We start from the raw sequence: 25,426 nt of genomic DNA, 5'->3' as shown, positions 1-25,426 counted from the left end.
CGACATGTCAAGCCTTGACTAAATTCGTGGGCGAGCAAGATTCTACAAACCAAATAACGGCTAACTTATTATTGCATAACGACTTTGTGCCTTGCTCTCTCTTGCGGGGCATGCTTTTTTGGTTGGAGCTAGTCATGTCGACGATGATGCACGGCTTGACGGTGCATGGCCTGTTTGGATGGGCGCGGGCTACGGAAGCTCCCCCCCTCCCAAGACGGGATGCCGGGTATTCGGAAGGCTATTTCATGGATCTCGATGCGCCATACGCGTTCTTCGTGACCCGGGCTTTCACCGTGCCGGAAATCGCAGAGACGCTCGGCATTTCCGTCAATCAGGTCCTTGGCCACATTCAGGACGGCACTCTCGCCGCCATCAACGTGGGTCGCGGCGCGACCCGCCGCGATCTTCGAGTTACCGATACAGGCCTCGAAAACTTCGTGAGGGCCCGAGAGGTTTCGCCAAATCCAAACAAGCCATTGCCGCGGAAGATGCGTCTGCCCACTGCATTGCAGGAAAGCTCGTTGGCACCGGACGGATACGCCGCTCGTCGAGCCGCGAGACGGGCCAAGACGGAGGATCGCCGATGACCAAGCGCGGTACCAAGCGGCAAAGCCCCAGGTGGATCTACAAGAGCGCTTCTAGTCCCTTTTGGCAGTACGATTTCCGTATCGGCGGCGAACGCCATTACGGTTCGACCGAGCGCACGGACGAGACGGAAGCGGCAGCAGTCGCGGCCGAATTGCAAGAGGAAGCGGCGCGCGAGCACCGTCGAGCCTGCGACCGGACGGGGCAGGTCGGCCGTCTACGCAACATCACATGGCTCGCCGCCCTGGACAGCTATTTCGTCGAGATCCTCCGGCAAAACTGGGCCGCAGGATCCGCGACCGCCGCAGAGACGCGCTTCGACTGGCTTACCGACCAGATCGGCGAGCGTACTTCGGTACTCGCCATCGACGACGACACGCTGAAGAACCTCTGCAAGGCGCTCAGGGCGAAGCGCCGGTTCGACGATCCGACCAAGGATACCATCGCACCTCGCACGATCAACACATACATCCATCAGGTCCAAGCCGTCCTGAACCACGTTCGCGACGATCTGAAGATCCCGCTTCCCGATGCACCGACATGGTCGAAGCACCTGCAGGAGACCGAGCAAAGAACCCGGTTGATTTCGGCCCGCGAATTGACGAGCATCGAGGCGGAAGCCGACGAGGATCTATGGAATTGCATCGAGTTCAGCCTTGAAAGCGCGATCCGGAAGCGGTCGACGGCTCTTTTGACGTGGGATCAAGTCGACCTTGAAGCCGGCGTCATCAGGTTTCGAAACAAGGCCCGTTCGCGGGGCAAGCGAAAGCTGAAGGGCCAGGTAAGACAAGTCCGGGAGGTGAACATCACCGACCGGATCGCCGAAATCCTTCGAGCGCAAGAGGGAAAGCACGATACGGCCGTCTTCACCTTCGTCGCCCGTCGCACCTTCTTTCAATCGAAGAACGGAACCCAATACATCGAGGGCCGGCGCTACCCGATGACCGTGTCGTCGTACACTAGAAGTTACCGCGCGCTCTGTGATCGCCTCGGCATCAAGGATCTGACTATCCACGACCTGCGGCGAAGCCGGGGCTCGTTCGTCTACCGGGCGACCGGGAGCCTGGGACATGCACAGCACACACTCAAGCACGCGAACTACCGCCAGACCGAGGAGGCATACGCCTTCATGACGACCGCCGAGACGGGCCGCGCCATGGAGGCAGGCACCGCATACTCGGATGCGATGGTTGCAGCGTTTAAGGCCAGGACCGGACGAGCGCCCGGGAGGCGCCGTCCCGGAAAGTTCCCAGAGAAGGTCGAGACAACGGCCATATCCTCTTACCTTTCAATGGCTTACCAGGCGACGTCGACATTCACGCCTTCAATATGGACGTTTGACGTCGGTTGTGTGCAGGCGACATACCCGCTTTCAAGCAAGTTACTGGGTAGACTCGAAAATTCCGAACCAGCGCGTTCGTTGATGAGTCATTCTACGGGGCTGATGCTGAAGACGTTGCATCACAGAGCCACACACAGTGCTACTGAGCATTCCGAAATGTCTTCCGAACTCGGGCAGCCGACGGATGTGCATTTCTACCGCCTTGATGCCAAGAGCTGGGAAACTTTTGTTTGTTCCAACCGACTAGCAGACATTTCTCAAGAATATATACGGCGCATAGATCAAATAATATTCGATTTCAAATCGATGGAATCGTGCGGCCATGTAACTTACGCTCAGGAACTTTTTAGGAAAAATGCCAAAAGAATTGTCGTATTCGCCAATCATGGTATTCAAATCGATTACGTCCATGAGGCAACCGACGATCTAATCGACCGCCTCTATGGCTCGATTGTCGATGAGAGACGTCGGGCTTGCCTCCTCAAATCAAGAGGGTCTAAGCCTGGAATTTGATGTGTTGACCGGATAGTTTCGCGACATCGCTACGTAAATATTTCTCTCAAGCGAATTCAACTCCACCGACGGCAGCCGAATTCGTCGGGAAGAATATCGAAGCCTGGCAATTCGGTAGGCCGGCCGAGGAGGCAAGTAAATACTTTAAGCACTTTCTTCCTTGCTGCCCAACTTAGCCTCGCGGATCCTGTACGCTTCCTCCAGCCATACCCGACGGCGCGCAAGCTCCTTTTTGGTCGCCCAGTACCCGCCGCCGAACGCGGCCCCTGCCCAGGGCACCCATAGTTCCTCTTCCGCGCACCACCAATACCCGTCGCGGAAGAGGTGGATCTCTCCGTCAATCGTGAGGATATCGATGTACCCTTCCGGATGGCACCACATCTCCGCGACGGTCTCACGGATGATCTGTCGGATGCGCCACCGCGCGGCGAAGATCTGCTCCACGGGTGCCTTGTCCTGATGGAGTTCGATCAGGTGGGCCACAGCCATACGGCGTTCCTCGGCGCCGCCGGAGGCCTTCAGGGCGAGCGCCTGCGCGCCCAATTCCGAGATCCGCACCTCCAATACGTTCAGCTCGGCCTCGATCTCGGCCAGGGGCGCCTTGGCGAACCGACTGGATACGCCGACGTCTCGGACAATGGCTTCGCCCCGAGACTGCATCTCGTCGCGCTTGGCGATCGTGCGCCTCATCTCCTCATCCAGCCTGGCGGCCTCTCCGGGCGCCTTGCCGGAAAAATCGACTTTTATCAGCCAGGACAGGATGGCGTTCTCGTTGTCTTGGTAGGGGAAGCGATAACTGTTGGTGCAGGTCCCTGCGCGCTCCCCGGAGCAGCGAAGCACGGCGAATGATCGAGGCCCGCGGTCGCGGTATGTCATCCTCTTACCGCAACTTCGGCAGGCCGCGACCTCGCCGAACAGGTTGGTGACGTAAGTGCCCTGCCGGCCGCCGGCGTTGGGGGCCTTCCCGAGCCTGCGCTTCACCGCCACCGCCCTGGCCCGCGTCCACAACTCGTCGTCGACGACGCGGGGAAAGTAGCCGGGAATTGGATCGCCCACCGGCACGCGCTTGGCGACCATGACGCCCTTGCGCTCCTCGTAAACCAGCTTGTGCGGCTGGAACTCGCCGATCAGGGCTCGATTGTCGGTCAGCTTCTGCACTGTCCCGCCGTGCCATTGGGTGCCGTGACCCCAGGGCTTCTCCCCCCTCGCATTGAGGATGCGGGCGATACGGTCTCGCCCGATCCCGTCGGCCAAGTGACCCAGGATCTCCCTGACGACCTCGACGCGGTCGTCGTCAGCGACGAACGTGCCGTCGACGACCTTGAGCCACGCCGGGCACCGGCCCGAGATCGGACGCTCCAAGGCGACCTGTCGCTTCCGCTCCCACGTCTGGCGCAGGCGCGTCGCCTTGACGACGGATTCCTCGTGCGCCCGAGTCAGGCTCATGATCGACATGATGAACTGGGAGGCGTCGCGGCTTTCCCGGTAGACCTGGCCGTCGGTCAGGGAGACCACCACAATGCCGCTGTTCACCAGTGAGAGGAGCACGGCTTGAGCGCGCCCAACCTGTTGCCGGCTCATGCGGTCCAGGCTTTCGACCAGGAGGTGGCTCCCGCGGGCGATGCGACCGGCCTCGACCTCGGCCAGGAAGGCAGCGAGCTTCCCGCCCCCGCCGCGCGCGACGTTCGCGCCGGTGTATCCCGAGACGCCGATGTCGTGCAGCACAAGGCGGGTGTCGAGCGTCAGGTGCGGGTTCCTGGCGAGGTACTCGTCGCGCAATGCGATCTGCCTCCGGAAGCCGTCCCTGTAGGTCTTGCTGTCCTCGGTGTTGGCCTGGCGCTTCGAGCTGAGACGCAGGTAGGAATAGGCCGTTGCGGGCGCGGGTTTTCCACCCGGCGAAAACTCATTTTCCATCGCGGCGCCCGGTGATCCGTTCTCCTCGTTCGTAATCTCCAAGCCGGTCAACACGCAAGATTGTCGTGTCGATCTCGGGCCTCCACATGGTGCTGGCCGCCGGCGTGGTGTTCTGGCTGGTGCGGGCGGTCCTCGCCGCGGTGCCGCTCTGCGCGCTCCTCTGGCCGATCAAGAAGATCGCGGCCGGCTTCGCCATGGTCGGCGTCACCGCCTACTGCGCCTTCTCGGGCTGGGACATCGCGGCCGAGCGCTCGCTGATCATGACCCTGATCATGCTGGGCGCGATCCTGGTGGACCGGCCGGCCCTGTCGATGCGCAACCTCGCCCTCGCGGCGCTGATCGCGCTCGCCCGGGAGCCGGAGGGCCTGCTCGGCCCGAGCTTCCAGATGTCCTTCGGCGCCGTGGCCGGGCTGATCGCCTGCGCCCGGCTGATCGACGGGCGGCTGTTCGTGCGCCCCGGGGCCGGGCGGATCGGCCGCCTCGTCGGCACCGGCCTCTCGGCGATCACCGGGACCCTGGCCACGACCCTTGTGGCGCAGGTCGCGACCGCGCCCTTCGCCACCTACCACTTCCAGACGGTTCAGCCCTTCGGCCTCGTCGGCAACGCCCTGACCCTGCCGCTCGTCTCCCTGGCGGTGATGCCCGCCGCGGTAATCGGCTGCCTCGCCTATCCCTTCGCCCTCGACCGGCCGGTCTGGTGGCTGATGGGGCAGGCGGTGGCCGGCATGCTGGCGATCTCGGACTGGATCGCCGGGTTCGAGCGGGCGAGCCTGGTGCTGCCGGCCTTCGGCGCCGCAGCGCTGACCCTGCTGACCGCGGGCCTGCTGCTGGCGACGCTGCCGGCCTCCCGCCTGCGCTGGCTCGCCGTGCCGCCGGTCCTGCTCGGCCTCGTCCTCGCGGCCCGGCCCGACCGCTACGACCTCTACGTCGACCGGCAGGGCGCGGGAGCGGCGGTGCGGGGTCCGGACGGGCGGCTCGCGGCCCTCGGAAGCCCCTCCGGCTTCGTCCTCGAGCAGTGGCTGAAGGCGGACGGTGACGGGCGGCGGCCCGCGGCGCTCATCGTCCGGTCGGGCAGCGGGCGCTGCGACCGGCTCGGCTGCACCGCCCGGCTGCCGGACGGGCGGGCGGTCGCCCTCGTCCGGGACAGGCGGGCCTTCCCGGAGGATTGCGCCCGCGCCGCGGTGCTGATCACCTTCCTCGCGGCGCCGCCGACCTGCACGGGCCCCCTGGTGATCGATCGGCAAGTCCTCGCCGCCCGCGGCGCCGTGGCCCTCCGGACCGACGGCGACGGCTTCGCCGCGCGCTTCGCCCGGGACGACGGGCGCGCCGTGCCCTGGCGGCCGGCCCCGGGACGCGATCCGGGACGCGATCCGGGACCGCCGCGGCCGGTCACCGCGGAGCCGGGCGACCGCGCCGCGGAGGACGGGGCCGCCGCGCCGGGCGGAGACCTCGCTCCCGGCGACGCGCCGGCCGAGCCGCTTCAGTAGCGGCGGACGAGGCTGACGAGGCGGCCCTGGATCCGGACCCGGTCGGGCCCGAGCACGCGGGTCTCGTAGGCCGGGTTGGCGGCCTCCAGGGCGATCGAGGAGCCGCGGCGGCGCAGGCGCTTGAGCGTCGCCTCCTCGTCGTCGATCAGCGCCACGATGATGTCGCCGGTATTGGCGGTGTCCTGCTTGCGGATGACCACGAGGTCGCCGTCCAGGATCCCGGCCTCGACCATCGAGTCGCCGCGCACCTCGAGGGCGTAGTGCTCGCCGCCGGCCACGAAGTCCGGCGACAGGGTGATGGCGTGGCTCTGGTTCTGGATCGCCGAGACGGGCGTACCGGCCGCGATCCGGCCCATGACGGGGATCGAGATGGCCCGGCCGGACTCGTCGATCATCCGCGTGCTCGCCGGGGCCGGCGGCTGCTTGGACTTGCCGCCCTCGACCACGCTCGGCGTGAAGCGGCGCGGCTCGGCGGGGGTCTGGGGCGCCGGCGCGGCCTGCGTCAGGCTCTCGGGGATGCGGATCACCTCGATGGCGCGCGCCCGATTCGGCAGGCGCCGGAGAAAGCCGCGCTCCTCCAGCGCCGTGATCAGCCGGTGGATGCCGGATTTCGACTTGAGGTCGAGGGCATCCTTCATCTCGTCGAACGACGGCGGGACGCCGCATTCCTGCATCCGGCTCTGGATGAATCGCAGGAGGTCCAGCTGCTTGCGCGTGAGCATCGACGGGGGACTCGCGGCTTGGCGGACCGCCACGTGACGGTCTCCGAAACAAATCACGAACAGGTTAAACGTTCCGCAAGTGTTCCGCAAGAGCGGCACCGCCACGCTCGGCGCGCTGCGGCGCGCCCGCGGGACAAGGCGGAGAAACGCATTGACGGCGCAAGCGGAGCCGTTTCAATGCACCGCGGTGCCCCGCCGGGCAGGCGGCGGATCCGGGGCGCGGGCTGGGACCCTCTTGGAATGACGAGGATGCGACGACCCGCGGCTCTGCTGCCCCTCGGCCTCGCCGCCCTCGGCCTCGCCGGCTGCACCACCGGGTTCTCCTACATCTCGCGGAACTACGTGGCGCTCACCCCCCAGGTCGTGACGATCGGCTGCAAGGAGCCCTACGAGGTCTACGACAACCGGCAGCTGCGCCGGATGCTGATCGTCTCCAACGCCCTGCGCGAGTACACCGGCTGCAATCTGAGCGAGGTCCGGATCGATCCGGAGCCGGACGCCACCCGGGTGAAGCGCTTCCGCACCGCCGCCCGGGCCTATCTCGACGAGACCGTGCGCGAGGATTGCCGGATCACCGGCGAGACCGTGTTCGATCCGCTGAAGACCGAGTTCGCCTACGCGTGCGACGCGCCGATCGAGAAGCGCGGCACGGTGGTCCCCCGCCTGCCGGGCCGCAACCCCGGCCTCGGGGTGCGCTGACCGGCCGGCGGCGCGCCGTCAGGCGCCCGGCTTCGGGAAGGTCCGCTCAGCCGCGTCCCCGGCGGCGGCGAGCAGGGCGCGGGCGAAGGCCCGGGCCTCGGCCCGGTCGAGCACGATCGCGGCGGTCACCGGCGCGCCGCCGAGGTCGGCGAGGGCGAGTTCCAGGCGCACCCCGTCGGGCACGGCGCTCGCCTGCAGGCTCCAGCCGGAGCCCCGATCCGTGCTCTCCGCCATCTCACGCTCCTCCCGCCTGCCCCGGGAAAACGCCGCAGGCGCCCGCCGGAACCGCCCGTGCGCGGGACTGTTCCCGAGCCGTGCCCAGCGCTTCCCTGCCTCGCCTGTCCGCTTACCTCAAGGCCGCGGGCCCCGGACTCGTGGTGATGCTGGCCGATACCGATGTCGGAAGCCTCATCACGGCGGCCCAGAGCGGGGCGCGCTGGGGCTACGCGCTGCTGCTCCTGCAGATCCTGCTGGTGCCGATCCTGTACGTCGTCCAGGAGCTGACGGTGCGGCTCGGGACCGCCACCGGGCGCGGCCACGGCGCGCTGATCCGGGAGCGGTACGGGCCGGTCTGGGCCTGGATCTCGTACGGCGGCCTCGTGGTCGCCGGCCTCGGCGCCATCGTCACGGAATTCTCCGGCATCGCCGGCATCGGGGACCTGTTCGGGGTGCCGCGGCTCGTGAGCCTCGGCCTGCCGGCCTGCCTGCTCCTCGGGCTCGTCCTCACCGGGAGCTACCGGCGCGTGGAGGTCGTGGCGATCGTGGTCGGACTGTTCGAGCTGGTCTTCGTCGGGCTCGCCGCCGCGGCGCGGCCGAACGTGTCCGAGATCGTCGCCTCCTTCGGGCACATGCCGCTGGGCGACGGTCAGTTCCGGGTGCTGATCGCCGCCAATATCGGCGCGGTGATCATGCCGTGGATGATCTTCTACCAGCAGTCGGCGATCGTCGATAAGGGCCTGGGCTGGGAGCACGCGCGGCGCTCGCGGCTCGACACGCTCGTGGGCGCGGTGATCTCGCAATGCGTGATGGGCGCGATCCTCGTCGCCGCCGCCGCCACGATCGGCAAGGCCGGGCAGGGCAGCGCGAAGGGGCTGGAGACCGTCGGCGACCTCGCGGGCGCCTTCACGCCGGCCCTCGGGCCGTGGCTCGGACAGGTGGTGTTCGGGGTGGGCATCGTCGCGGCGGCCTTCGTGGCGCTCAACGTCGTGGCCCTGGCGCTGGCCTGGGGGTTCGGCGACGTGACCGGCCGGCCCCACTCCCTGGAGCAGTCCCCCCGGGAGGCGCCGGCCTTCTACGGCGCCTTCGCGCTCGCCGTCGCGGCGGGGGCGGGCGCCGTGCAGCTCGTGCCGAACCTCGTGGCGCTCAACATCGCCGTGGAGGTGATGAACGCGCTGCTCCTTCCCCTGGCGCTCGGCCTGCTGATTCTCCTGGCCACCCGGGCCCTGCCCGAGGGACAGCGCGTGGCGGGCGCCTACAAGTGGCTGGTCTACACGGTGTCGGGCCTCACCGTCGCCTTCGCGATGGTCGGCGTCCTGGACGGGGTGGGCCTGCTCTGACGCGATTGACGCAGGGCCCCCGATGATGTCTCCCGCGGGCTCCGATCAGGTGGAGTTCGAACATGCAAGAGATCTGGTTCCGCGCGGGCGAGGCCACGGTGCTGGCGGCCGAGGGCCAGTACACCGACGCCATGCCGGAGGTGCTGATCGGCTCGGTGCGCGGCCCGGTGGGTCAGGCCTTCGCGTCGATGATGGGGCAGGTCCAGGGCCACACGCGGATGTTCGTGGTGCGCGACCTCAACCAGTTGGTGCGCCCGGCCACGATGATGACCACCAAGGCCACGATCCACACGGCCGAGTACGTCGAACTCCTCGGCGGCGTGGTCCAGGCCGCCACCGGCGACGCGATCGTGGACTGCATCATCGAGGGCATCCTGCCCAAGGACGGGCTCGACGAGCTGTGCATGATCATCATGATCTGGCTCGATCCCCGCTGCGCGGAGGACGACAACCTCGACCAGAAGGACCTCTACCGGACGAACTACGAGGCGACGAAGCTCGCCATCGCCCGCGCCCTCAAGGGCGAGCCGACGGTGGACGAGCTGATCGCCAACCGGAAGACCGTGAAGCACTACGCGCTCGACGGCGTGATCGAGTACTGATCGGCCGCGCGGACCGCATCCCGCCGGCTCAGGTAAGCCTCAGCCCGGCGGGATGCGCCCCACCGAGCAGAGGGTGCGCACCGTGCTGCTGCCCGGGTCGGTGTAGCAGGAGGCCGACCAGCCGTTCTGCTGGATGAACGACTTGCGCCGCTCCGCCAGCGCGGTCCGGTAGGCGTTGGCGATGATCGGCTCGACGGTCGCGGCCGGCTCGCCGACGAGGATCTCGGAGGCCACCGACAGGTCGCGGAAGAAGGCCGCCGAGGGGGCCGGCTCGGCGGAGGTCGCCTGCACGATCGGCTCGGCCCGGCAGGTGACGTCGAACTTGATCGGGCCGGCCACGCGGATGTCGATGCTGGGGCCGGCGCGCTTGCCGACCCGGCCGCCGATCGCGCCGGCGATCTGGCGGGTGAGGTCGTCGCAGCTGTCGGCCCGGGCGGCCTCCGCCAGGAGGGGCAGGGCCGCGCAGGCGGCGAGGAGGAGGCGCGGAACGGCGAAGCTCGACATCGCCGCACTCTACGCCCGGCGCGGGGCCTGTCGAGGGGCGCGCCTCAGTGGAAATCCCGGCTGCGGTACACGCGCCGGTCCGGGGGCACGCCGAAATCCGTGTTCTCGGGCGGCAGCCTCATGCCGGCCTCGCGCAGGTCGCGTAAGGAGGCGGTGAGGTCGCGGAACCCCTCCGCCACGAGGTGGACCACCCCGTCCGCCCGCTGGATCCGGCCGCGCACGGCGAGGAACCGGGCCTGCATGGCGGCCCGGCGGTTGGCCTCGAACACCGCCTTCCAGACGATCACGTTGGCGATACCGGTCTCGTCCTCCAGGGTCAGGAAGACCACGCCCTTGGCGGTGCCCGGCCGCTGTCGGATCAGCACGAGGCCCGCCACCGTGACCCGCGCGCCCTGGGGCAGGGCCGGATCGAGATGGGCCCGGACCGGGATCGCGCCGATCCGGGCGAGCCGCCCCCGGAAGAAGGCGACCGGATGCCCCTGCAGGGACAGGCCGGTGGCGGAATAATCCTCGGCCACCGCCTCGGACGGGGCCAGGGCCGGCAGGTCCACAGCCGGCTCGTGCCGGAACAGGCCGTCATCGGCGTGCCAGGCGAAGAGCGGCAGCGGCGCGTCCAGCAGATGGGCCCGGCGCTCGCTCGGATCGGCTCGGGCGGCCTTGCGGGCCGAGGTCCCCTCCAGGGTGCGGACCATCCAGAGGGCGGCGCGCCGGTCGAGGCCGAGCGAGCGGAACGCGTCCGCCTCGGCCAGGCGCTCCAGGGCGTTGCGGGGCAGGGCGAGGGACGCCTGCAGGCCCTCGATGCTGGCGTAGCCGTTGGCGCGCAGCCGCACGAGCCGGCGCATGGCGGCCTCGGGCAGGCCGCGCACCGCGCGCAGGCCGATCCGCACGGCGTGCAAGGCCGGATTCCCGCCCGGCTCCAGGGTGCAGTCCCAGTCGCTGGCGTTGACGCAGACGCCGCGCACCTCGACGCCGTGGGCGCGGGCGTCGCGCACCAGCTGGGCCGGCTGGTAGAAGCCCATGGGCTGGGCGTTGAGGATCGCCGCCAGGAAGACGTCGGGGTGGCGGCACTTCATCCAGGCCGAGGCGTAGACGAGGAGCGCGAAGCTCGCCGCGTGGCTCTCCGGGAAGCCGTAGGTGGAGAAGCCGCGGATCTGCGCGAAGCAGCGCTCGGCGAAGTCCTTCGGGTAGCCCCGGCGGGTCATGCCGCCCACGAACTTGTCCGCGAACCCGCCGATCGAGCCGACATGGCGGAAGGTCGCCATGGCACGGCGCAACCCGTCGGCCTCGGCCGGGGTGAAGCCCGCCGCCGTGATGGCGATCTGCATGGCGTGCTCCTGGAACAGCGGCACCCCGTAGGTCTTCTGCAGGACCTCCTTCAGCTCGTCGGCCGGGCCGTGGTGCGGGTGCGGGGCCGGGTACTCCACCGGGTCGATCCCGGAGCGCCGCCGCAGGTAGGGGTGGACCATGTCGCCCTGGATCGGGCCGGGGCGCACGATCGCGACCTGCACCACGAGGTCGTAGAATTCCTTCGGCTTCAGGCGCGGCAGCATTGACATCTGCGCCCGGCTCTCGACCTGGAACACGCCGACGGAATCGGCCTTCGCCAGCATCGCGTAGGTCGCGGGATCGTCCTGCGGCAGGTCGGCCAGCGTCGCGTAGAAGGTGCCGTGGTCCCGCTCCAAGAAGTCGAGGCCGCGCTTGAGGCAGGTCAGCATGCCGAGCGCCAGCACGTCGACCTTCATCAGCCCGATCGCGTCGATGTCGTCCTTGTCCCACTCGATGAAGGTGCGGTCCGCCATGGCGCCGTTGCCCACCGGCACGGTCTCGTCGAGCCGGCCGCGGGTCAGCACGAAGCCGCCGACGTGCTGCGACAGGTGGCGGGGGAAGCCGATCAGCTGGTGGGCGAGGTCGAGCGCCTGACGGATCGCGGGATTCTCCGGGTCGAGGCCGGCCTCGCGCACGTGCCGGTCCGGCATGCCGGTGCCCCAGGAGCCCCAGACCGTGTCGGCGATCGCCGCGGTCACGTCCTCGGTCAGGCCCAGGACCTTGCCGACCTCGCGGATCGCCATGCGCGGGCGGTAGTGGATCACCGTGGCGCAGAGGGCGGCCCGCTCCCGCCCGTAGCGGGCGTAGAGGTGCTGGATCACCTCCTCGCGGCGCTCGTGCTCGAAATCGACGTCGATGTCGGGCGGCTCGCCGCGGTTCTCCGAGATGAACCGGGCGAAGAGCAGCCGGTGCTTCGACGGGTCCACCGCGGTGATGCCGAGGCAGAAGCACACGGCGGAATTGGCCGCCGAGCCGCGGCCCTGGCAGAGGATGCCCTGGCCGCGGGCGAACTCGACCACGTCGAACAGGGTCAGGAAGTAGCGGGCGTAGTCCATCTTGGCGATGAGCCGCAGCTCCTCGCGGAGCGTCGCCGCGACGGCGTCCGGGACCTCGCCGGCGTAGCGCCAGCGCGCCCGCTCCCAGGTCTTCTCCTCCAGGTATTCCTGCGGCGTGCGCCCGGGGGGCACGGGCTCGTCCGGGTACTCGTAACGCAGCTGCGCCAAGTCGAAGGCGCAGGCCTGCGCGATCTCGACGGTGCGGGCCAGCGCCTCCGGGTGGTCGGCGAACAGCCGCGCCATCTCGGGCGGCGGCTTCAGGTGGCGCTCGGCATTGGCCTCCAGGCGGTAGCCGGCGTCCTCGATCCGGCAGCCTTCGCGGATGCAGGTGACCACGTCCTGGAGCGGGCGCCTGTCGGGATGGTGGTAGAGCGCGTCCGAGACCGCGACCATCGGGGCGCCGGAGGCCGCGCCCAGCTCGGCGAGCAGCCCGAGGCGCCGCCGCTCGTCGCCGCGGCGCGTGTGGCTCGCCCCGAGGAAGGTCCGGCCCGGCGCCGCGGCGGCCAGCGCCTCCAGCCGGGCCCGGAAGCCCTCCGGCAGGCGCCGGGCCGGCGGCATGGCGATGAACATCTGCCCCTCCGAGGCCTCCAGCATCTCGGCGAAGGCGAAGCGGCAATCGCCCTTGCGGACGCGCCGGTTGCCGAGGGTGAGCAGCCGGCAGAGGCGGCCCCAGGCCTCGCGGTCCATCGGGTAGGTGACGGCCTCGAACCCCTCCTCGGTGACGAGGCGCACCCCCGGCAGGATCCGGATCGCGGTGCCCTGCGGTTCGAGGGCGCGGGCCGCCGCGTGCGCGCGCACCACACCGGCCACGGTGTTGCGGTCGGCGATGCCGATGGCCTCGAGGCCGTAGGAAGCCGCCTGCGCGACGAATTCCTGCGGGTGCGCGGCGCCGTGCAGGAAGGAGAAGTTCGTGGTGACGGCGAGCTCGGCGTACGGGAGCTGAGGCGCGGTCACGCGAACAGCCCGTGGACGTACCACGCGGCCGGGCGGTCGGGGGCGTGCGGGCCGTCGCGGTAGAGCCAGAGCCGGTGCCCGGCCTCGCACTCGATGCGGTAGTAATCGCGATCCGCGCCGGGCTCGCGCCACCATTCGGCGGCGATCCGCTCCGGCCCCTCGGCATGGGTGACCCGGTGGATCCGGGCGCGCCAGCGGAAGCGCCGGGGCGGCCCCTCCGGAACGGTCGAGAGCACGTCGAGGGCGGCCTCGCCGCGGGGGAAGATGACCAGGGGGCGGGGCGGGAGGTCTTCGGGCCAGGGGGACGCGCGGGTGCGCGCCTTCCCTTCCATCCCTGTGCGGGAGGTTGCCCCCATCGGGGTCGAACACCGCCCTTGATCGAGGAGCGCACCCGGCCCCCCCTCCCGTGCGGGAGAAGGTCGGGGTGAGGGACGGGAAGCGTCGGGATCGAGCACACCGCCGCCGTGAGAGGCGGTCGCGCCGCGTCCCGCAGGACCTGATCCCTCTCCCTGCCCCTCTCCGGCCACCCAGACCCGGCTCCGGTCGGCCCGCTCGGGCAGGTGGCTCGCCCGGGGCTCGAGCCGCAGGAGCGCCCGCCCGAGGCGCTGCGCCAGGGCATCGGCCAGGACGCCGACCCCGTCGCCCGCGGACGCCGCGCCGAGATCCGTCTGGCGGGCCGGCATGGGACCGGTCACCGTGACGGCGAGCGCCACCGTCTCGAACCCGAAGCCGGCGTCGAGGGCGGAGCCCAGCCGGTCGAGGCGCAGGGAGACGAGGGCCGCGACCCGCTCCGGGCAGCGCTCGGGGCGGGACAGGCCGAGATCGAGGACGCGCAGGGCGCCGTCCACCCGGTGCAGGCTGAGGCGCAGGGCGCAGGCGCCGAGCCCGTCCCGCTCCAGCCGGGGGGCGGTCTCGGCCATCAGGTCCCGGGCGGTCCGGACGATGTCCGCTTGCCGCCCGATCGGGTCGAGGAAGCCGCGCGCGGCGGCGTAGGCGGCGGCCTCCGTCAGGGGCGCCAGCGGCTCGGGCCGGCGGGCCAGGGCCTGATCGAGGCGCAGGAGCAGCGCCGCGCCGAAGCGGCGGGCGAGGGGCCCCCGGGGCAGGGCGTCGAGTTCGCCGATCCGGCGCAGGCCGAGCCGCTTCAGCCCCGCGACCGTACCGGGATCGAGGCGCAGGGCGTCCACGGGGAGAGCCCGCAGGGCCTCGGGGGCCCCGCCCGGCGGCACCACGACCCGGTCGCCCCCGCCATGCCGCGCCAGCGCGAAGGCCCCGCCGGGCGTGTCGGCCAGCGCGATCCCCGCCGGGACGCTGCTCCGCGCGAGCCGGGCGGCCAGGTCCGCGACGAGGTTCGCCTCGCCGCCGCGCAGGTGGCTCGCGCCGGCGACGTCGATGTAGAGCCCGTCCGCCGCCTCACCCGGCCCGAACGGCGCCACGAGGGGCGCGTACCCGCTCGCCCAGCGGCACAGCCGCAGCAGGGCGTCCCGGTCGGCTTCCGGGTCGGCGGGATAGACCTGGAGCGGGACGCCGATCCGCGCCCGGACCCGGCCGAGGGGCTCGCCGACCCGGAGGCCCAGGGCGCGGGCCTCCGGGTCGAGGGCCACGAGCCGCAGCCCGCCGGACCCTTCGGCCGCCACCGCGAGGGGGCCGCGCTCAGGCGCGAGACCCGCCCGCCGCAGCCGCGTCACCGGCCAGTGGCTCAGGCAGATGCAGACGATGCGCGGCATGGTCCCACTCCACAAGCCAGTCGCCGCCCCGCCCGTTGCGGCAGCGGTCGAGCCGCGCCCGCCAGCGCGGCCTGTCCAGGGTCCCGAACCGGTCCCGCGCCGCCGGCGCCGACGCGATCCGCCAGCGGGTGGCGGCCCCGTTGGGCAGGCTGGCGGGCGCCGGCCGCAGGATCAGCAGCAGCGGCGGCGCGGGCCCTTCCGCGGCGAGCTGCAGGCGCCGGCCCGGCTTCAGCGGCAGCCCGTCCCGCAGGAGGCCGATCAGGGCCGTGAGCGCCCGCGCGTGCAGGGCCGCCTCCAGGGCGCGGAACACCTCCGCGTCGCTGCCGGCTTCCAGCAGCAGCAGGCGGCCGGGGTCGAGGCCGAGGCCGGCGAGACCGTGCCCGTAGGGCAGGGGCTGGCCGGGCGCGGCGGCGATCAGCGCCTCTCCGGGCGCCCGGGCGAGGTGGCGGGCGCAGAGCGCCAGGGCGAAGCCCAGGGCCGCGATCGCGTCCGCGGGCTCGGCCGGCGCGATCTCGTGGGGCGGCCCGAGGACGAGGCCGCCGCCGGGCAGGTGCGCGTCGAGGTCCGGCACGCCGAGCGGCAGGACCAGGGACGGATCCCGGCCCCGGTCCGGCGGCGCGAGGCGCACCCGCAGGGCCGCCAGCCGGGCCCGGGGATCGCTCGGCGCGAGCGCCGCCTCGGTCTCGTCCGCAGGGTCCAGCCCCATCTCCATCGGCTCCGGTCATGCTGGACGATAGGAACAGAACAGGAACAGGCACAAACGGTTTCCGCAAGGTCCCGAAATCGCGCGTGGCGGCAGCGGCTTGGCCTGTGGACGGCTGTGGACGCCGGTGGACTCGACAGCCACCTCTGGGTTCGAGGTCACGGTTGACCGCAATCGCAGGGCGAGACCAATGTCCCGACGCCGCGCGCGTGACGCGGCCGGACCGGACCGCGCATGCGCTCAGCCCTCAGCTCAGCCCTCACCCTGACGTTCCTGCTCGCCCTGGCGGGGGCGGCACTCGGCCAGCAGGCGGATCCGCCGGGTGCCGCCGGTCCGGATCCGGCCGCGTCCGCCCCCGCGACGGGGCGGTCTCGCCCGGCCCGCCCGCGGGTCCGCCACGCGCAGGCCCCGAGCCAGCCGATCATGGTCTACGACGCGCGGATCGAGGCCGGCGACCTGCGGATCTCGGGCTCGGTGCGCAAGCCCGGGGCGATCGTGGTGCTGGACGACGACATCTCGATCCAGGCCGACCGGCGCGGCCGGTTCACCTTCCGGCTGCCCTACCGGCCCTCGACCTGCGTGGTGACGCTGAAGGCGGAGCCGGACGAGCGCGAGGCGGTGGTGGCGAACTGCGCGCCCGAGGGGCCGCCCGGACCGCCCGGTCCCCAGGGTGCGGCGGGACCGGCCGGCGAGACGGGCCCCAAGGGTGAGACGGGCCCCAAGGGTGAGACCGGTCCCAAGGGCGAGCAGGGGCCCAGGGGGGATCAGGGGATCAAGGGCGAGCAGGGCCCTCAAGGCGAGCGGGGCCTCAAGGGCGATACGGGTCCCCAGGGCGAGCCCGGCCCGAGAGGAGAGCCCGGTCCCGCGGGCGCGGTCGGCCCACAGGGCGCACCGGGTCCGAAGGGCGACGCGGGCGCCGCGGGCCCACGGGGTCCGGTCGGACCGCAGGGCGGCCCGGGTCCGAAGGGCGAGGCCGCCGCGGCCAGCCTGCGGCCCGTGCGCAAATCCGACTGCCCGGGGGGCTGCACGATCACCTGCGGGACCGGCGAGATGCTGGTCACGGCCCACTGCCTCAAGGGCGGCGCGCCGGTCTACGAGGGGGAGGGCGTCAGCTGCCCGGCGGAGGCGTCCGGCATCGTCGGGTTCTGCACGCGGCCCTGAGGCGGGCAACCCTGATCCCGGCGGCTCAGCCGCCGGTCTCGCGCAGCCAGTCGAGCATCCCGGCGGCGGCCACCCGGCCGCCCGCGAAGGCGCCCTGGAGCAGGTAGCCGCCGGTCGGCGCCTCCCAGTCGAGCATCTCGCCGGCCAGGAACAGGCCGGGATGGGCGCGCAGCATGGACCGCCCGTCGAGGGCGTCGAGCCGGACGCCGCCCGCCGTCGAGATCGCCCGCTCGATCGGCGCGGAGGCGGTGAGGGTGATGGGCGCGGCCTTGATCAGACCGGCGAGGGCCCCGGGCTCCGTCGGGAGGGCGCCGCCGGCCGCCTCGCGCAGCAGACCCGCCGCCGCGGGCGCGAGGCCCGCGGCCTTGCGCAGCCGGGTCCCGGCCGAGTCGCCCGGCCGGGCGCCGGACAGGCGGCGGGCGAGGGCCTCCCGGGTCAGGTCGGGGCGGAGATCCACGACCAGCCGCGCGCTGCCCCCGGCCGCGATCGCCTCCCGCAGGGGGCGCGAGAGAGCGTAGATCGCCCCGCCCTCGATGCCGGCCTCCGTGATCACGGCCTCGCCCCGCACCGTGGTGCCCGCGCAGGTGAGCGCCACCCGCTTCAGCGGCGCGCCGGAGAACCGCTCCCGGAACAGGTCGGACCACGCCGCCGCGAAGCCGGCATTGGCCGGACGCAGGGGCGCCACCGCCACGCCGAGCCCTTCGAGGAGCGGCACCCAGCGCCCGTCCGAGCCGAGGCGGGGCCAGCTGGCCCCGCCCAGCGCCAGCAGGGTGGCGCGGGGGCGGAGGTCCAGGGGACCGTCCGGGGTCTCGAAGCGCAGGCCTTCGGCGATCCCCGTGAGCCGGTGGCGGGTGCGGATCCGGACGCCGAGGCGGTCGAGCCGCGCCAGCCACGCCCGCAGCAGCGGCGAGGCCTTGAAGCTTTGCGGGAAGACGCGCCCGCTCGAGCCGACGAAGGTCGGCTCGCCGAGATTCGCGCACCACGTCCTGAGCGCGTCGGGCGGGAAGGCCGCGATGGCCGCGTCGAGGACGCCGCGCGGATGGTAGCGGGCGAGGAACTCCGCCCGCGCCTCGCTGTGGGTGATGTTGAGGCCGCCGCGCCCGGCGATCAGCAGCTTGCGGGCGACGGACGGCATGCGCTCGTAGACCGTGACCGCGCGGCCGGCCTCCCCCAGCAGCTCGGCCGCGGCGAGCCCGGCCGGCCCGCCGCCCACGATGGCGATTGCATCCCTGTCATCCGGCATGGGCCGGGAGAGCGACAGCCCGGCGCCCTCTGTCAAGGGCGAAGGCCGGATCGGCGCCGGGCGCCATGGGCTGGCCTCCGGCGTTGCGCTAGGAACCGGGTACGTCCGGACCTGCGTTCTTTCCGATCCCGGGCGCCGCGGATACCGGCACACCGGCCCGCGACCGCGGTCCGTCCGCACACCTCCTCATGCCGCCCCAGGCCCCGTCCGCCCCGGACGGTCGGCCGGCACGGTCCGGATCAGAGGCTCTCAGACACGTGGCCAGTCCCGTCGCCGTCACCGAGGTCCAGCCGCAAACCCGGGCGCGGCCGGCCGGCCCGCAGGCCGCGCTCAGCCCCGGCGAGATCCGCGCCATCGTCTACGGGCTGATGACCGCGATGCTGCTCGCGGCCCTCGACCAGACCATCGTGGCGACCGCCATGCCGACCATCGGCCTCGACCTCGGCGACGCCGCGAACCTGCCCTGGATCGTCACCGCCTACCTGCTGGCCTCCACGGCGGTGACCCCGCTCTACGGCAAGCTCAGCGACATCCACGGCCGGCGGATCATGCTGCTGATCGCCATCGCGACCTTCGTGGTCGGCTCGCTCGCCTGCGCGCTCGCGCCCACGATGGTGGCGCTGGCGCTCGCCCGGGGCCTCCAGGGCGTCGGCGGCGGCGGGCTGATCGCCCTGGCGCAGACCATCCTGGCCGACATCATGTCGCCCAAGGAGCGGGCGCGCTACCAGGTGGTGATCGCGGGCGTGTTCGTGACGGCCTCGGTGGCGGGGCCGCTGCTCGGCGGCTTCTTCGCCCAGCACCTGCACTGGTCGCTGATCTTCTGGATCAACCTGCCGATCGGCTGCCTCGCCTTCGCGCTCACCAACGCCAACCTGAAGCGCCTGCCGCGCCACGAGCGCCGCCACCGGCTGGACTATCCCGGCGCCGCCCTGATGGTGGCGGGCTCCGTCACCCTCCTGCTGGCCCTGAGCTGGGGCGGGGTGCGCTATCCCTGGGACTCGGCGCCGGTCCTCGCCCTCCTCGCCGGGGCGGCCGTGCTGGGGGGCGGCTTCGCGGCGCGGCTCGCCACGGCGCCGGAGCCGCTGATCCCCACGGAGGTGCTGAAGGACCGGGTGGTCTACAGCGCGACGCTGGCGGCCTGCTTCGCCATGGGCACCTTCATCGGGCTCACCATCTACGTGCCGATCTTCCTCGAAGGGGTGATCGGGCTCTCGGCGAGCGAGTCCGGCGTGGCCCTGGTGCCGCTGATGATCGGCACCGTCACGGGCGCGACCCTGTCGGGCCGGTCGATGCTGCATTTCCGGCACTACAAGCGGGTACCGCTGGCGATGATGTGCGTCAGTCTCGCCTGCTGCGCCACCATCGCCTGGCAGGGCCGGGCGCTGCCCTTCTGGCTCATGGAGGTGCTGTTCGCGCTGCTCTCCATGGGAATCGGGACGATCCTCCCGCTCTCGACCATCTCGATCCAGAACGCCGTGGAGACGCACCAGCTCGGCATCGCCACCGCCGCGATGAACTTCTTCCGCTCCCTCGGCGGGGCGCTGATCGTGGCGGCCTTCGGGACGATCGTGCTCGGCGGCGCCGCGGGCGGGGCAGGGGGAGGGGCGCACGACGTGGAGAGCCTGATCCGCGGCGCGGACCCGGCCCAGCTCGCCCTGACTTTCCGCTACGTCTTCCTGGCCGCCTGCCTCGGCCTGCTCGGCGCCTTCACGTTCCTGGCGCTGATGGAGGAGCGGCCCCTGCGCGAGCGCACGTCGCCGAAGATGGCCGCCGAGACGCCGGAGGCCTCCACCTGACGGCCCCCGGGGTGGACTTCTGCCGATCCCGCGACGCCGGACCGGGCCGGGATCCCGTCACCGCGCACGCGGGCGGGGCCGAGACGGGAGACCGCTCCGGAGCAGGTCGCGGACGCGTGCGGGTGCTCGCGCCTTCCGGCGGCATCCGGAAGGTGACGCGCTCCTTCGTCGCGCCGGGGCCACGGGGGCCGGATATCGTCACCGGTCCGCGCGCCACGCCGGCGCTCTGCCCTTGATTCGCCCGGATCGCCCCTTACGTCGACCTCATCGGCTGCGGGCCCCTCTGGCGGGCGCTCCTCAGCGCCCGTGATGTCGGAGCCGATGCTTTCCATTCGGAATCAGCATCAGGTCCCGCACATGATGGACGTCCTTACCGTCGTATGGCTCGGCAAGCCGTTGTGGATGTGGCTCGGGTTCCACGTCCTGATCGCCTGCCTGCTCGCCTTCGACCTCGGGCTCCTCCACCGCGACAAGGAGCACGAGATCGGCGTCCGGGAGAGCCTGCTGCTCACCGGCTTCTACCTCGCCCTCGGCCTCGCCTTCGGCGGCTGGATCTGGTGGTATCTCGGGCCGTCCTCCGCCGAGGAATACGTCACCGGCCTCGTGGTCGAGAAGTCGCTGTCGATGGACAACGTCTTCGTCATCGCCATGATTCTCACGGCTCTGGGCGTCCCCCGGGCCGCCCAGCACCGGGTCCTGCTCTGGGGCATCCTGGCGGCCGTGGTGCTGCGCGGCCTGATGATCGGCCTCGGCGCCGCCCTGGTGCACGAGGTGCACTGGGTGCTCTCCCTGTTCGCCGCCTTCCTGATCTACGCCGGCCTGAAGATCCTGATCGCGGGCGACGAGGAGGAGGGCGACTTCCAGAACAGCGCCGTCGTGCGCTGGTTCAAGACGACCTTCCGGGTCACGCCCGACCTGCACGGCCAGCGCTTCACGGTGCGCAAGACCGACCCGAAGACCGGCAAGGTCGCCCTGTACTTCACGCCGCTGGCCCTCGCCCTGGTGCTGGTGAACGGCGCCGACGTGATCTTCGCGGTCGACAGCGTGCCGGCGATCTTCGCGATCACCACCGACACGTTCGTCGTCTACACCTCCAACATCTTCGCGATCCTGGGCCTGCGCGCCCTCTACTTCGCGCTCGCCGCCATGGTCGACCGGTTCGCCTACCTGAAGACGGCGCTGGCCTTCATCCTGATCTTCATCGGCGCCAAGATCGTGGTGGCCGACACGTTCGGGCTCATCCACGTGCAGCCCTGGGTCTCCCTGGTGGTGACCCTGACGCTGCTGGCGGCCGGTGTCTTCTACAGCCTCTGGCGGACCCGGACCGACGCTTCGGCCGCGGCCGCCCCGGAGGCCGCCCCCCCGCACGAGGCGCGGGCCCACCGCGCCTAAGGGGGGCCCGGCGGGCGCCCGGCCCTCAGGACGCCGGCAGCGCCGCGATCAGGTCGCGCAGGGTGGTGATGGTGGAGGCGTCGGCCACGCCGTCCACCCGCGCCGGGCGGAAATGGCGCTGGAACGCGGTGACCACAGCCCGGGTGCGCGCGTCGAACGTCCCGGTCACCGGCAGGTCGTAACCGTAGAGCGCGAACATCGCCTGCAGCGCCTCGACGGGCTGGCCAGCATCGCCCCGCGCGAGGAAGCGGCCGTCCTGGAGGCGCGCGGGCGGCACGTGGTGACCCACCCCCGCCGCCGCGAGGCGGTCCCACGGGAAGATCTCCCCCGGATCCTCCTTGCGCTCGGGCGCCACGTCGGAATGGGCGAGCACCCGCTCCGGCGGGATCGGCCAGCGGCCGAGGATGTCCCGGGCCAGCGCGATCACGGCTTCGACCTGCGCCTCCGGGTACGGCGGCAGCCCGCCGGCATGGCCCGGATTCACGATCTCGATCCCGATCGACCGGGAATTGACGTCGGTCTCGCCCTTCCAGGCGCCGGCCCCGGCGTGCCAGGCCCGGCGGGCCTCCGGCACCATCTGGACGGTGCCGCCATCCTCGAACACGAGGTAGTGCGCCGAGACCTCGCTCAGCGGGTCGCGCAGGCGCGCGAGGGCGGCGGCCCCGCTGTCCATCCCGGTGTAGTGCAGGATCAGCATGTCGAGCGGCCCCGCGCGGCGGGCGCCGTGGTTCGGCGAGGGCGCGACGCGGCGGGCCAGGGGGCTGTCGGGCGCGAGACTCACCGGAGTCCGCGCTCCTGCGCGATCCGGTCATAGGCCGCGTTGATCGCGGCGAGCCGCCGCGTGGCGATGGCGACCGCCTCCGTCGGCAGGCCGCGAGCGAGCGCCCGGTCCGGGTGGTGCTCGGCCACCAGCGCCCGGTGGCGGGCCTTCACGGCGGCGTCGTCCGCCCCGCGGTCGAGCCCGAGGACGCCGTAGGGATCGTCCGGCAGCCGCACGTGGCGGGCGGCGATGCGCCGGAACGCCGCCTCGTCGAATCCGAAGATGCCCGAGACGGCGCGCAGGTAGCGCTCCTCGGCCTCGTGCAGCGCCCCGTCGGCGCCGGCGATCTGGAACAGGCCGTCGAGCACGTCCTCGAGGAGCGCCGGCTCGTCGCCGAAGGTGGTCGCCAGTTGCTGGGCGTAGGCCTCGAAGCCGCTCGTGGTCTTCTTGGCGAGGTCGAACAGGCGCTCGACGCCCGCCCGCGCGGACGGCTCCACCTGCACGACCCGGCCGAACGCCTCGACCTCCGACGGCAGCACGACCCCGTCGGACTTGGCCATCTTGGCGGCGAGCGCCACGAGTCCGGTGGTGAACACGACGTCGCGCGGCGTCCGCCCGAAGGGCGCGCCGACGCGGTCGAGCAGGAAATGGCCCGCGACCCCGCCGATCAGCGCCCCGAGCGGACCGCCGAGCGCGAGGCCGAATCCGGCACCGCCGAGCTTGCCCCAGACGCCCTGAGACTTGGTCGCCTGATTCATGGGCGGACCGGTCCCGGCGCTGATCCTCGGCTCGGCTCTGTCATCGGGGGCGGCGGGGTTCCGGCGCCGGGACGGGCCCGGCCGAGCGACGGGATAGCCGCTCCGCACGCCGCGAGGAAGGGCCGGGACGCGCCCGGCCCCCCCAGGTACGCTCAGCGCGGCTCAGCGGCAGTAGACGTTGCCGTAGGCGTCGCGGTAGGTGCCGTAGGGGCAGCGCGGCGCGGTCGAGGCGCCCACGATGGCACCGCCGGCGCCGCCGATCGCGGCACCCGCCAGGGCACCGCCCGCGCGGCCGGTGGCCGCCGCGCCGATCGCCGCACCGGTCAGGGCGCCGAGGCCGGCACCGCCCAGAGCCCGGTCCTCCGGGGTGTTGCAGCCGGCGAGCGAGAGGGCGGCGATGGTGGCGATGGCGGCGGCCGTCAGCTTCTTCATGGTCCCCAGAACTCCCTTGTGTATCCGGTCCGGCCGGTGGCCGTGATCGTTGCGGATCGCGTCGAGCTTAGCAGGAAAGGAATGTCGGCCATACGGCTAAGGTTCCATCGGCCGCGGGACGAGTTGCGCCGGGTTCCCGTCTCGCCCTATGCCACGGTTCGGAGGCGCTCCGGCCGCAATGCCGCGACGCCCTATCCGGCACCACGCCCGGCACCAGTCCGGCTCATGTCCGAGGGTCCCATGCCGACAGCCACCACGATCGTCCGCCGGGCCGCGGTCCGCGCCGACCGCGTCGCCGACACGGTGACCCTCGACCGCGCGGCCCGGGCTGCCGTCGCGGGATCCCTGGTCGCCGAGGGCGGCCTCGGCTTCGACGTCGCGCTCACCAGGGCCGCGGCGCTCGAGGACGGCGACGCCCTGCGCCTCGACGACGGTCGGCTCGTCGCGGTGCGGGCGGCCGCCGAGGACCTCTTGGAGGTGCGCGCCGAGAATCCGGCCCGCCTGCTGCGCCTGGCCTGGCAGCTCGGCGGCAGCCACGTGGACGCCGAGATCGGCACGGACGTGCTCTACGTGCCGGCGACACCCGCCGCGGCCGAGCTGGTGCGGGGGCAGGGCTGCGTCGCGACCCCCGTCTCCCGCGCCTTCCGGCCCGAGCAGGCCGCCCACGATCACAGCACCTGCGGACACGATCACGGGCACGACCACCATGCCCACGATCACGACCACGATCATCACGACCACGGTCACAAGCACGCGCACGACCACGGTCACAGCCACGGTCACAGCCACGATCACGGGCACCATCACGAGCACGGGCACCAGAAGCACGCCCACGATCACGCCCATGACCACGGCCATGACCACGGCCACGTGCACGGTCCCGGCTGCGGCTGCGGCCACGAGCACTAGCGTTCGAGCCGGGCCCGGTCCGGAGCGGCGCTCGGGGACAGGGCCGGTCAGACGGGACCGATCGGGGGTCCCGCGCCGGCTCCCGACCGCGGCCGCTCCACCACCGTCACGCGGCCGTCACGGGGCCGTCACTCCGCCGGGACGAAGCGCAGCGTGCCGGCGCGACGCGTGGGCTGGCCGGTGTCGTTCGTGTGATTGACGCCGTCCATCACCGGGACCTCCGGAAAGTCGAAGGGGCTGACCCCGTCCAGGCAGGCCACGTTGACGGCGTGGACGTTCGGGTCCGACCGCCGCTGATGATGCGTGTAGACGCCGCAGCGGGAACAGAAGAAGTGCTGCGCCGCCCCGGTGTGGAACCGGTAGGTCGTCAGCGCCTCCGCGCCCTGCAGGATCCTGACCCCGCCCGGCCGCGCCATGACGACGACGGCGCCGCGCATGCGGCAGTAGGAGCAGGTGCACCGGCGGATCGACGCGAGATCGTCGCCGAGGGCCGCCTCGAAGCGCACGGCCCCGCAATGGCAGCGGCCGGACCGGATCGTCGCGTCGTCCGCCATGGGCCGGGCCTTCCGTGCGTTTTCCTGCGATCCGACTCGGCGACAGACCCGGCCGGCGCTCCGACGTCTAGGTTCCCGACGCCGCGGGGACAATCACCATGTCTTCACGCGGCGTGTCAGGAAAACTCACGCTCCGCCGTCAGGACATCCGCTGCGCTCCGGGTCACAGGCGCTTCGGCACGGGCCTGCGGCAGTAGAGGCGCGCCTCCTCGTCTGACAGGCTGTCCTGGGCCGCCACGCACTGGTCGAGGGTGAGGCCGATGCTGGCCGCGTAGGGCTCGTCGGGCGACAGCGCCGCGCGGGCGAGGGCCGCCAGGTACAGCAGGAACGCCGCGGCCGCGGCGATCAGCGCGGCGACGACGGCGCGCTTCAGCAGCATCGCCGGCGACCGATCACGGGATACCGACCAGCAGCAGCGCGAGCGCGAGCACCGCCAGCCCCGCTCCGATCAACGCCACGGCGGTGTAGTCGCGTCCGGACCGCCGCGCGGACGCCCGGCCGGGCCGGTTCATGATCGGCGTTCCGGATCCCTGTGCAGCGTTCGGGCCCCGGGGCTGGCTCACTTCAGCAGGCCCCACAGGCCCGTGGCCAGTCCGAAGGTGAGCGAGAGCATCGCGGCGCAGACCAGGACGCGGTCGATCACGCGGGCGGCCCGATCCTCCGGCTGTGCGTCGATCATGGCGAGACCTCCTCGCGGCCAGAGTGGCGAACGGCTGTTGCTGACCTGTGTCGGCC

General features: G+C 71.8%; 22 protein-coding genes and 1 pseudogene. 10 read left to right on the top strand and 13 right to left on the bottom strand.

The annotated features are described in order from the left end of the window. Positions 1-134 precede the first annotated feature (134 nt). Both ME121_RS33490 and ME121_RS09640 read left to right on the top strand, forming a co-directional pair. A complete protein-coding gene (locus ME121_RS33490; protein ID WP_179239987.1) occupies positions 135-587 on the top strand; it encodes a MerR family transcriptional regulator in 453 nt (150 codons plus the stop codon). Continuing rightward, a complete protein-coding gene (locus ME121_RS09640; protein ID WP_059408734.1) occupies positions 584-2,440 on the top strand; it encodes a tyrosine-type recombinase/integrase in 1,857 nt (618 codons plus the stop codon). Before ME121_RS33490 ends, ME121_RS09640 begins: the two co-directional genes overlap by 4 nt. A 144-nt stretch (positions 2,441-2,584) precedes the next feature. Here ME121_RS09640 and ME121_RS09635 read toward each other — a convergent pair whose 3' ends face one another. Further along, on the bottom strand, positions 2,585-4,405 hold the full coding sequence (locus ME121_RS09635) for a recombinase family protein (RefSeq protein WP_210199723.1): 1,821 nt from the start codon (positions 4,403-4,405) through the stop codon (positions 2,585-2,587). An 11-nt stretch (positions 4,406-4,416) separates the two neighbouring features. Here ME121_RS09635 and ME121_RS09630 point away from each other — a divergent pair. Then, positions 4,417-5,841, top strand: a pseudogene (locus ME121_RS09630) (ComEC/Rec2 family competence protein); the annotation flags it as partial. Here ME121_RS09630 and lexA read toward each other — a convergent pair. Next, complete coding sequence (gene lexA / locus ME121_RS09625; protein ID WP_012318999.1) at positions 5,835-6,563, bottom strand: transcriptional repressor LexA; 729 nt, start codon at positions 6,561-6,563, stop codon at positions 5,835-5,837. The pseudogene ME121_RS09630 and the gene lexA sit on opposite strands and share 7 nt — an antisense overlap. Before the next feature lie 249 nt (positions 6,564-6,812). Between lexA and ME121_RS09620 the strand changes: the two genes are divergently transcribed. After that, positions 6,813-7,262, top strand: a complete 450-nt coding sequence (locus ME121_RS09620) for a hypothetical protein (RefSeq protein WP_012318998.1) — start codon at positions 6,813-6,815, stop codon at positions 7,260-7,262. An 18-nt stretch (positions 7,263-7,280) separates the two neighbouring features. On the opposite strand, the gene ME121_RS09615 is transcribed toward ME121_RS09620, so the two are convergent. Then, entirely contained in the window at positions 7,281-7,496 is a 216-nt protein-coding gene (locus tag ME121_RS09615) for a hypothetical protein (RefSeq protein WP_012318997.1), read from the bottom strand. Positions 7,497-7,576: 80 nt separating this feature from the next. On the opposite strand from ME121_RS09615, the gene ME121_RS09610 reads away from it, so the two are divergent. Continuing rightward, the gene (locus ME121_RS09610) at positions 7,577-8,818 is read left to right on the top strand and encodes an NRAMP family divalent metal transporter (RefSeq protein WP_053621161.1); all 1,242 of its coding nucleotides are present in this window, start codon (positions 7,577-7,579) and stop codon (positions 8,816-8,818) included. Between the two features lie 62 nt (positions 8,819-8,880). Then, on the top strand, positions 8,881-9,420 hold the full coding sequence (gene fae / locus ME121_RS09605; protein ID WP_012318995.1) for a formaldehyde-activating enzyme: 540 nt from the start codon (positions 8,881-8,883) through the stop codon (positions 9,418-9,420). Positions 9,421-9,459: 39 nt separating this feature from the next. On the opposite strand, the gene ME121_RS09600 is transcribed toward fae, so the two are convergent. Genes ME121_RS09600 through ME121_RS09585 form a run of 4 tightly spaced genes read right to left on the bottom strand, consistent with a single transcriptional unit; the run spans position 9,460 to position 15,695 of the window. Further along, on the bottom strand, positions 9,460-9,924 hold the full coding sequence (locus tag ME121_RS09600) for a hypothetical protein (RefSeq protein ID WP_012318994.1): 465 nt from the start codon (positions 9,922-9,924) through the stop codon (positions 9,460-9,462). Positions 9,925-9,968: 44 nt separating this feature from the next. Continuing rightward, positions 9,969-13,259, bottom strand: coding sequence for an error-prone DNA polymerase (locus ME121_RS09595; protein WP_059408732.1), 3,291 nt, complete (start codon positions 13,257-13,259; stop codon positions 9,969-9,971). Continuing rightward, the gene (locus tag ME121_RS09590) at positions 13,256-14,983 is read right to left on the bottom strand and encodes a Y-family DNA polymerase (protein WP_210383229.1); all 1,728 of its coding nucleotides are present in this window, start codon (positions 14,981-14,983) and stop codon (positions 13,256-13,258) included. Before ME121_RS09590 ends, ME121_RS09595 begins: the two co-directional genes overlap by 4 nt. Then, positions 14,910-15,695 (bottom strand): ImuA family protein, encoded by a 786-nt coding sequence (locus tag ME121_RS09585; RefSeq protein ID WP_059408730.1) that lies wholly within the window; start codon positions 15,693-15,695, stop codon positions 14,910-14,912. Before ME121_RS09585 ends, ME121_RS09590 begins: the two co-directional genes overlap by 74 nt. Before the next feature lie 225 nt (positions 15,696-15,920). On the opposite strand from ME121_RS09585, the gene ME121_RS09580 reads away from it, so the two are divergent. Further along, the gene (locus tag ME121_RS09580) at positions 15,921-16,847 is read left to right on the top strand and encodes a collagen-like domain-containing protein (protein ID WP_059408729.1); all 927 of its coding nucleotides are present in this window, start codon (positions 15,921-15,923) and stop codon (positions 16,845-16,847) included. A 25-nt stretch (positions 16,848-16,872) separates the two neighbouring features. Here ME121_RS09580 and ME121_RS09575 read toward each other — a convergent pair whose 3' ends face one another. Beyond that, positions 16,873-18,090, bottom strand: coding sequence for a TIGR03862 family flavoprotein (locus ME121_RS09575; protein ID WP_059408728.1), 1,218 nt, complete (start codon positions 18,088-18,090; stop codon positions 16,873-16,875). 257 nt (positions 18,091-18,347) lie between these two features. Here ME121_RS09575 and ME121_RS09570 point away from each other — a divergent pair, with 257 nt between their 5' ends. Both ME121_RS09570 and ME121_RS09565 read left to right on the top strand, forming a co-directional pair. After that, positions 18,348-19,886, top strand: coding sequence for an MDR family MFS transporter (locus ME121_RS09570; protein WP_179239988.1), 1,539 nt, complete (start codon positions 18,348-18,350; stop codon positions 19,884-19,886). 357 nt (positions 19,887-20,243) lie between these two features. Further along, positions 20,244-21,278 (top strand): TerC family protein, encoded by a 1,035-nt coding sequence (locus ME121_RS09565; RefSeq protein WP_012318987.1) that lies wholly within the window; start codon positions 20,244-20,246, stop codon positions 21,276-21,278. Between the two features lie 25 nt (positions 21,279-21,303). Here the strand turns inward: ME121_RS09565 and ME121_RS09560 are convergent, their stop codons facing one another. The 3 genes from ME121_RS09560 to ME121_RS09550 form a co-directional block, all read right to left on the bottom strand. Continuing rightward, a complete protein-coding gene (locus ME121_RS09560; protein ID WP_012318986.1) occupies positions 21,304-22,059 on the bottom strand; it encodes an N-acetylmuramoyl-L-alanine amidase in 756 nt (251 codons plus the stop codon). Then, the gene (locus ME121_RS09555; protein WP_024830265.1) at positions 22,056-22,796 is read right to left on the bottom strand and encodes a TerB family tellurite resistance protein; all 741 of its coding nucleotides are present in this window, start codon (positions 22,794-22,796) and stop codon (positions 22,056-22,058) included. The genes ME121_RS09560 and ME121_RS09555 overlap by 4 nt, the downstream gene beginning before the upstream one ends. 162 nt (positions 22,797-22,958) lie before the next feature. Further along, complete coding sequence (locus ME121_RS09550) at positions 22,959-23,228, bottom strand: YMGG-like glycine zipper-containing protein (protein WP_012318984.1); 270 nt, start codon at positions 23,226-23,228, stop codon at positions 22,959-22,961. A 240-nt stretch (positions 23,229-23,468) separates the two neighbouring features. Here ME121_RS09550 and ME121_RS09545 point away from each other — a divergent pair, with 240 nt between their 5' ends. After that, a complete protein-coding gene (locus ME121_RS09545; RefSeq protein ID WP_059408727.1) occupies positions 23,469-24,137 on the top strand; it encodes an urease accessory protein UreE in 669 nt (222 codons plus the stop codon). A 128-nt stretch (positions 24,138-24,265) separates the two neighbouring features. Here the strand turns inward: ME121_RS09545 and ME121_RS09540 are convergent, their stop codons facing one another. Further along, positions 24,266-24,691, bottom strand: a complete 426-nt coding sequence (locus ME121_RS09540) for a GFA family protein (protein ID WP_012318982.1) — start codon at positions 24,689-24,691, stop codon at positions 24,266-24,268. A 163-nt stretch (positions 24,692-24,854) separates the two neighbouring features. After that, complete coding sequence (locus ME121_RS09535) at positions 24,855-25,070, bottom strand: hypothetical protein (protein WP_012318981.1); 216 nt, start codon at positions 25,068-25,070, stop codon at positions 24,855-24,857. Between the last annotated feature and the right edge of the window lie 356 nt (positions 25,071-25,426).

Origin of the sequence: Methylobacterium sp. ME121 (genome assembly GCF_000974725.1) — a bacterium.
GTDB lineage: Bacteria > Pseudomonadota > Alphaproteobacteria > Rhizobiales > Beijerinckiaceae > Methylobacterium > Methylobacterium radiotolerans.
Note: the sequence above shows the minus strand (reverse complement) of the source record. Positions and strands in the feature narration are given on the sequence as shown.

Bases quoted from the DNA above. Each gene is read 5' to 3' on its own strand.
- ME121_RS33490 (WP_179239987.1), top strand. From the start codon at position 135: ATGTCGACGATGATGCACGGCTTGACGGTGCATGGCCTGTTTGGATGG.
- ME121_RS09640 (WP_059408734.1), top strand. From the start codon at position 584: ATGACCAAGCGCGGTACCAAGCGGCAAAGCCCCAGGTGGATCTACAAG.
- lexA (WP_012318999.1), bottom strand. From the start codon at position 6,563: ATGCTCACGCGCAAGCAGCTGGACCTCCTGCGATTCATCCAGAGCCGG.
- ME121_RS09620 (WP_012318998.1), top strand. From the start codon at position 6,813: ATGCGACGACCCGCGGCTCTGCTGCCCCTCGGCCTCGCCGCCCTCGGC.
- ME121_RS09615 (WP_012318997.1), bottom strand. From the start codon at position 7,496: ATGGCGGAGAGCACGGATCGGGGCTCCGGCTGGAGCCTGCAGGCGAGC.
- fae (WP_012318995.1), top strand. From the start codon at position 8,881: ATGCAAGAGATCTGGTTCCGCGCGGGCGAGGCCACGGTGCTGGCGGCC.
- ME121_RS09600 (WP_012318994.1), bottom strand. From the start codon at position 9,924: ATGTCGAGCTTCGCCGTTCCGCGCCTCCTCCTCGCCGCCTGCGCGGCC.
- ME121_RS09590 (WP_210383229.1), bottom strand. From the start codon at position 14,983: ATGCCGCGCATCGTCTGCATCTGCCTGAGCCACTGGCCGGTGACGCGG.
- ME121_RS09585 (WP_059408730.1), bottom strand. From the start codon at position 15,695: ATGGAGATGGGGCTGGACCCTGCGGACGAGACCGAGGCGGCGCTCGCG.
- ME121_RS09580 (WP_059408729.1), top strand. From the start codon at position 15,921: ATGCGCTCAGCCCTCAGCTCAGCCCTCACCCTGACGTTCCTGCTCGCC.
- ME121_RS09575 (WP_059408728.1), bottom strand. From the start codon at position 18,090: ATGCCGGATGACAGGGATGCAATCGCCATCGTGGGCGGCGGGCCGGCC.
- ME121_RS09565 (WP_012318987.1), top strand. From the start codon at position 20,244: ATGATGGACGTCCTTACCGTCGTATGGCTCGGCAAGCCGTTGTGGATG.
- ME121_RS09555 (WP_024830265.1), bottom strand. From the start codon at position 22,796: ATGAATCAGGCGACCAAGTCTCAGGGCGTCTGGGGCAAGCTCGGCGGT.
- ME121_RS09550 (WP_012318984.1), bottom strand. From the start codon at position 23,228: ATGAAGAAGCTGACGGCCGCCGCCATCGCCACCATCGCCGCCCTCTCG.
- ME121_RS09545 (WP_059408727.1), top strand. From the start codon at position 23,469: ATGCCGACAGCCACCACGATCGTCCGCCGGGCCGCGGTCCGCGCCGAC.
- ME121_RS09540 (WP_012318982.1), bottom strand. From the start codon at position 24,691: ATGGCGGACGACGCGACGATCCGGTCCGGCCGCTGCCATTGCGGGGCC.
- ME121_RS09535 (WP_012318981.1), bottom strand. From the start codon at position 25,070: ATGCTGCTGAAGCGCGCCGTCGTCGCCGCGCTGATCGCCGCGGCCGCG.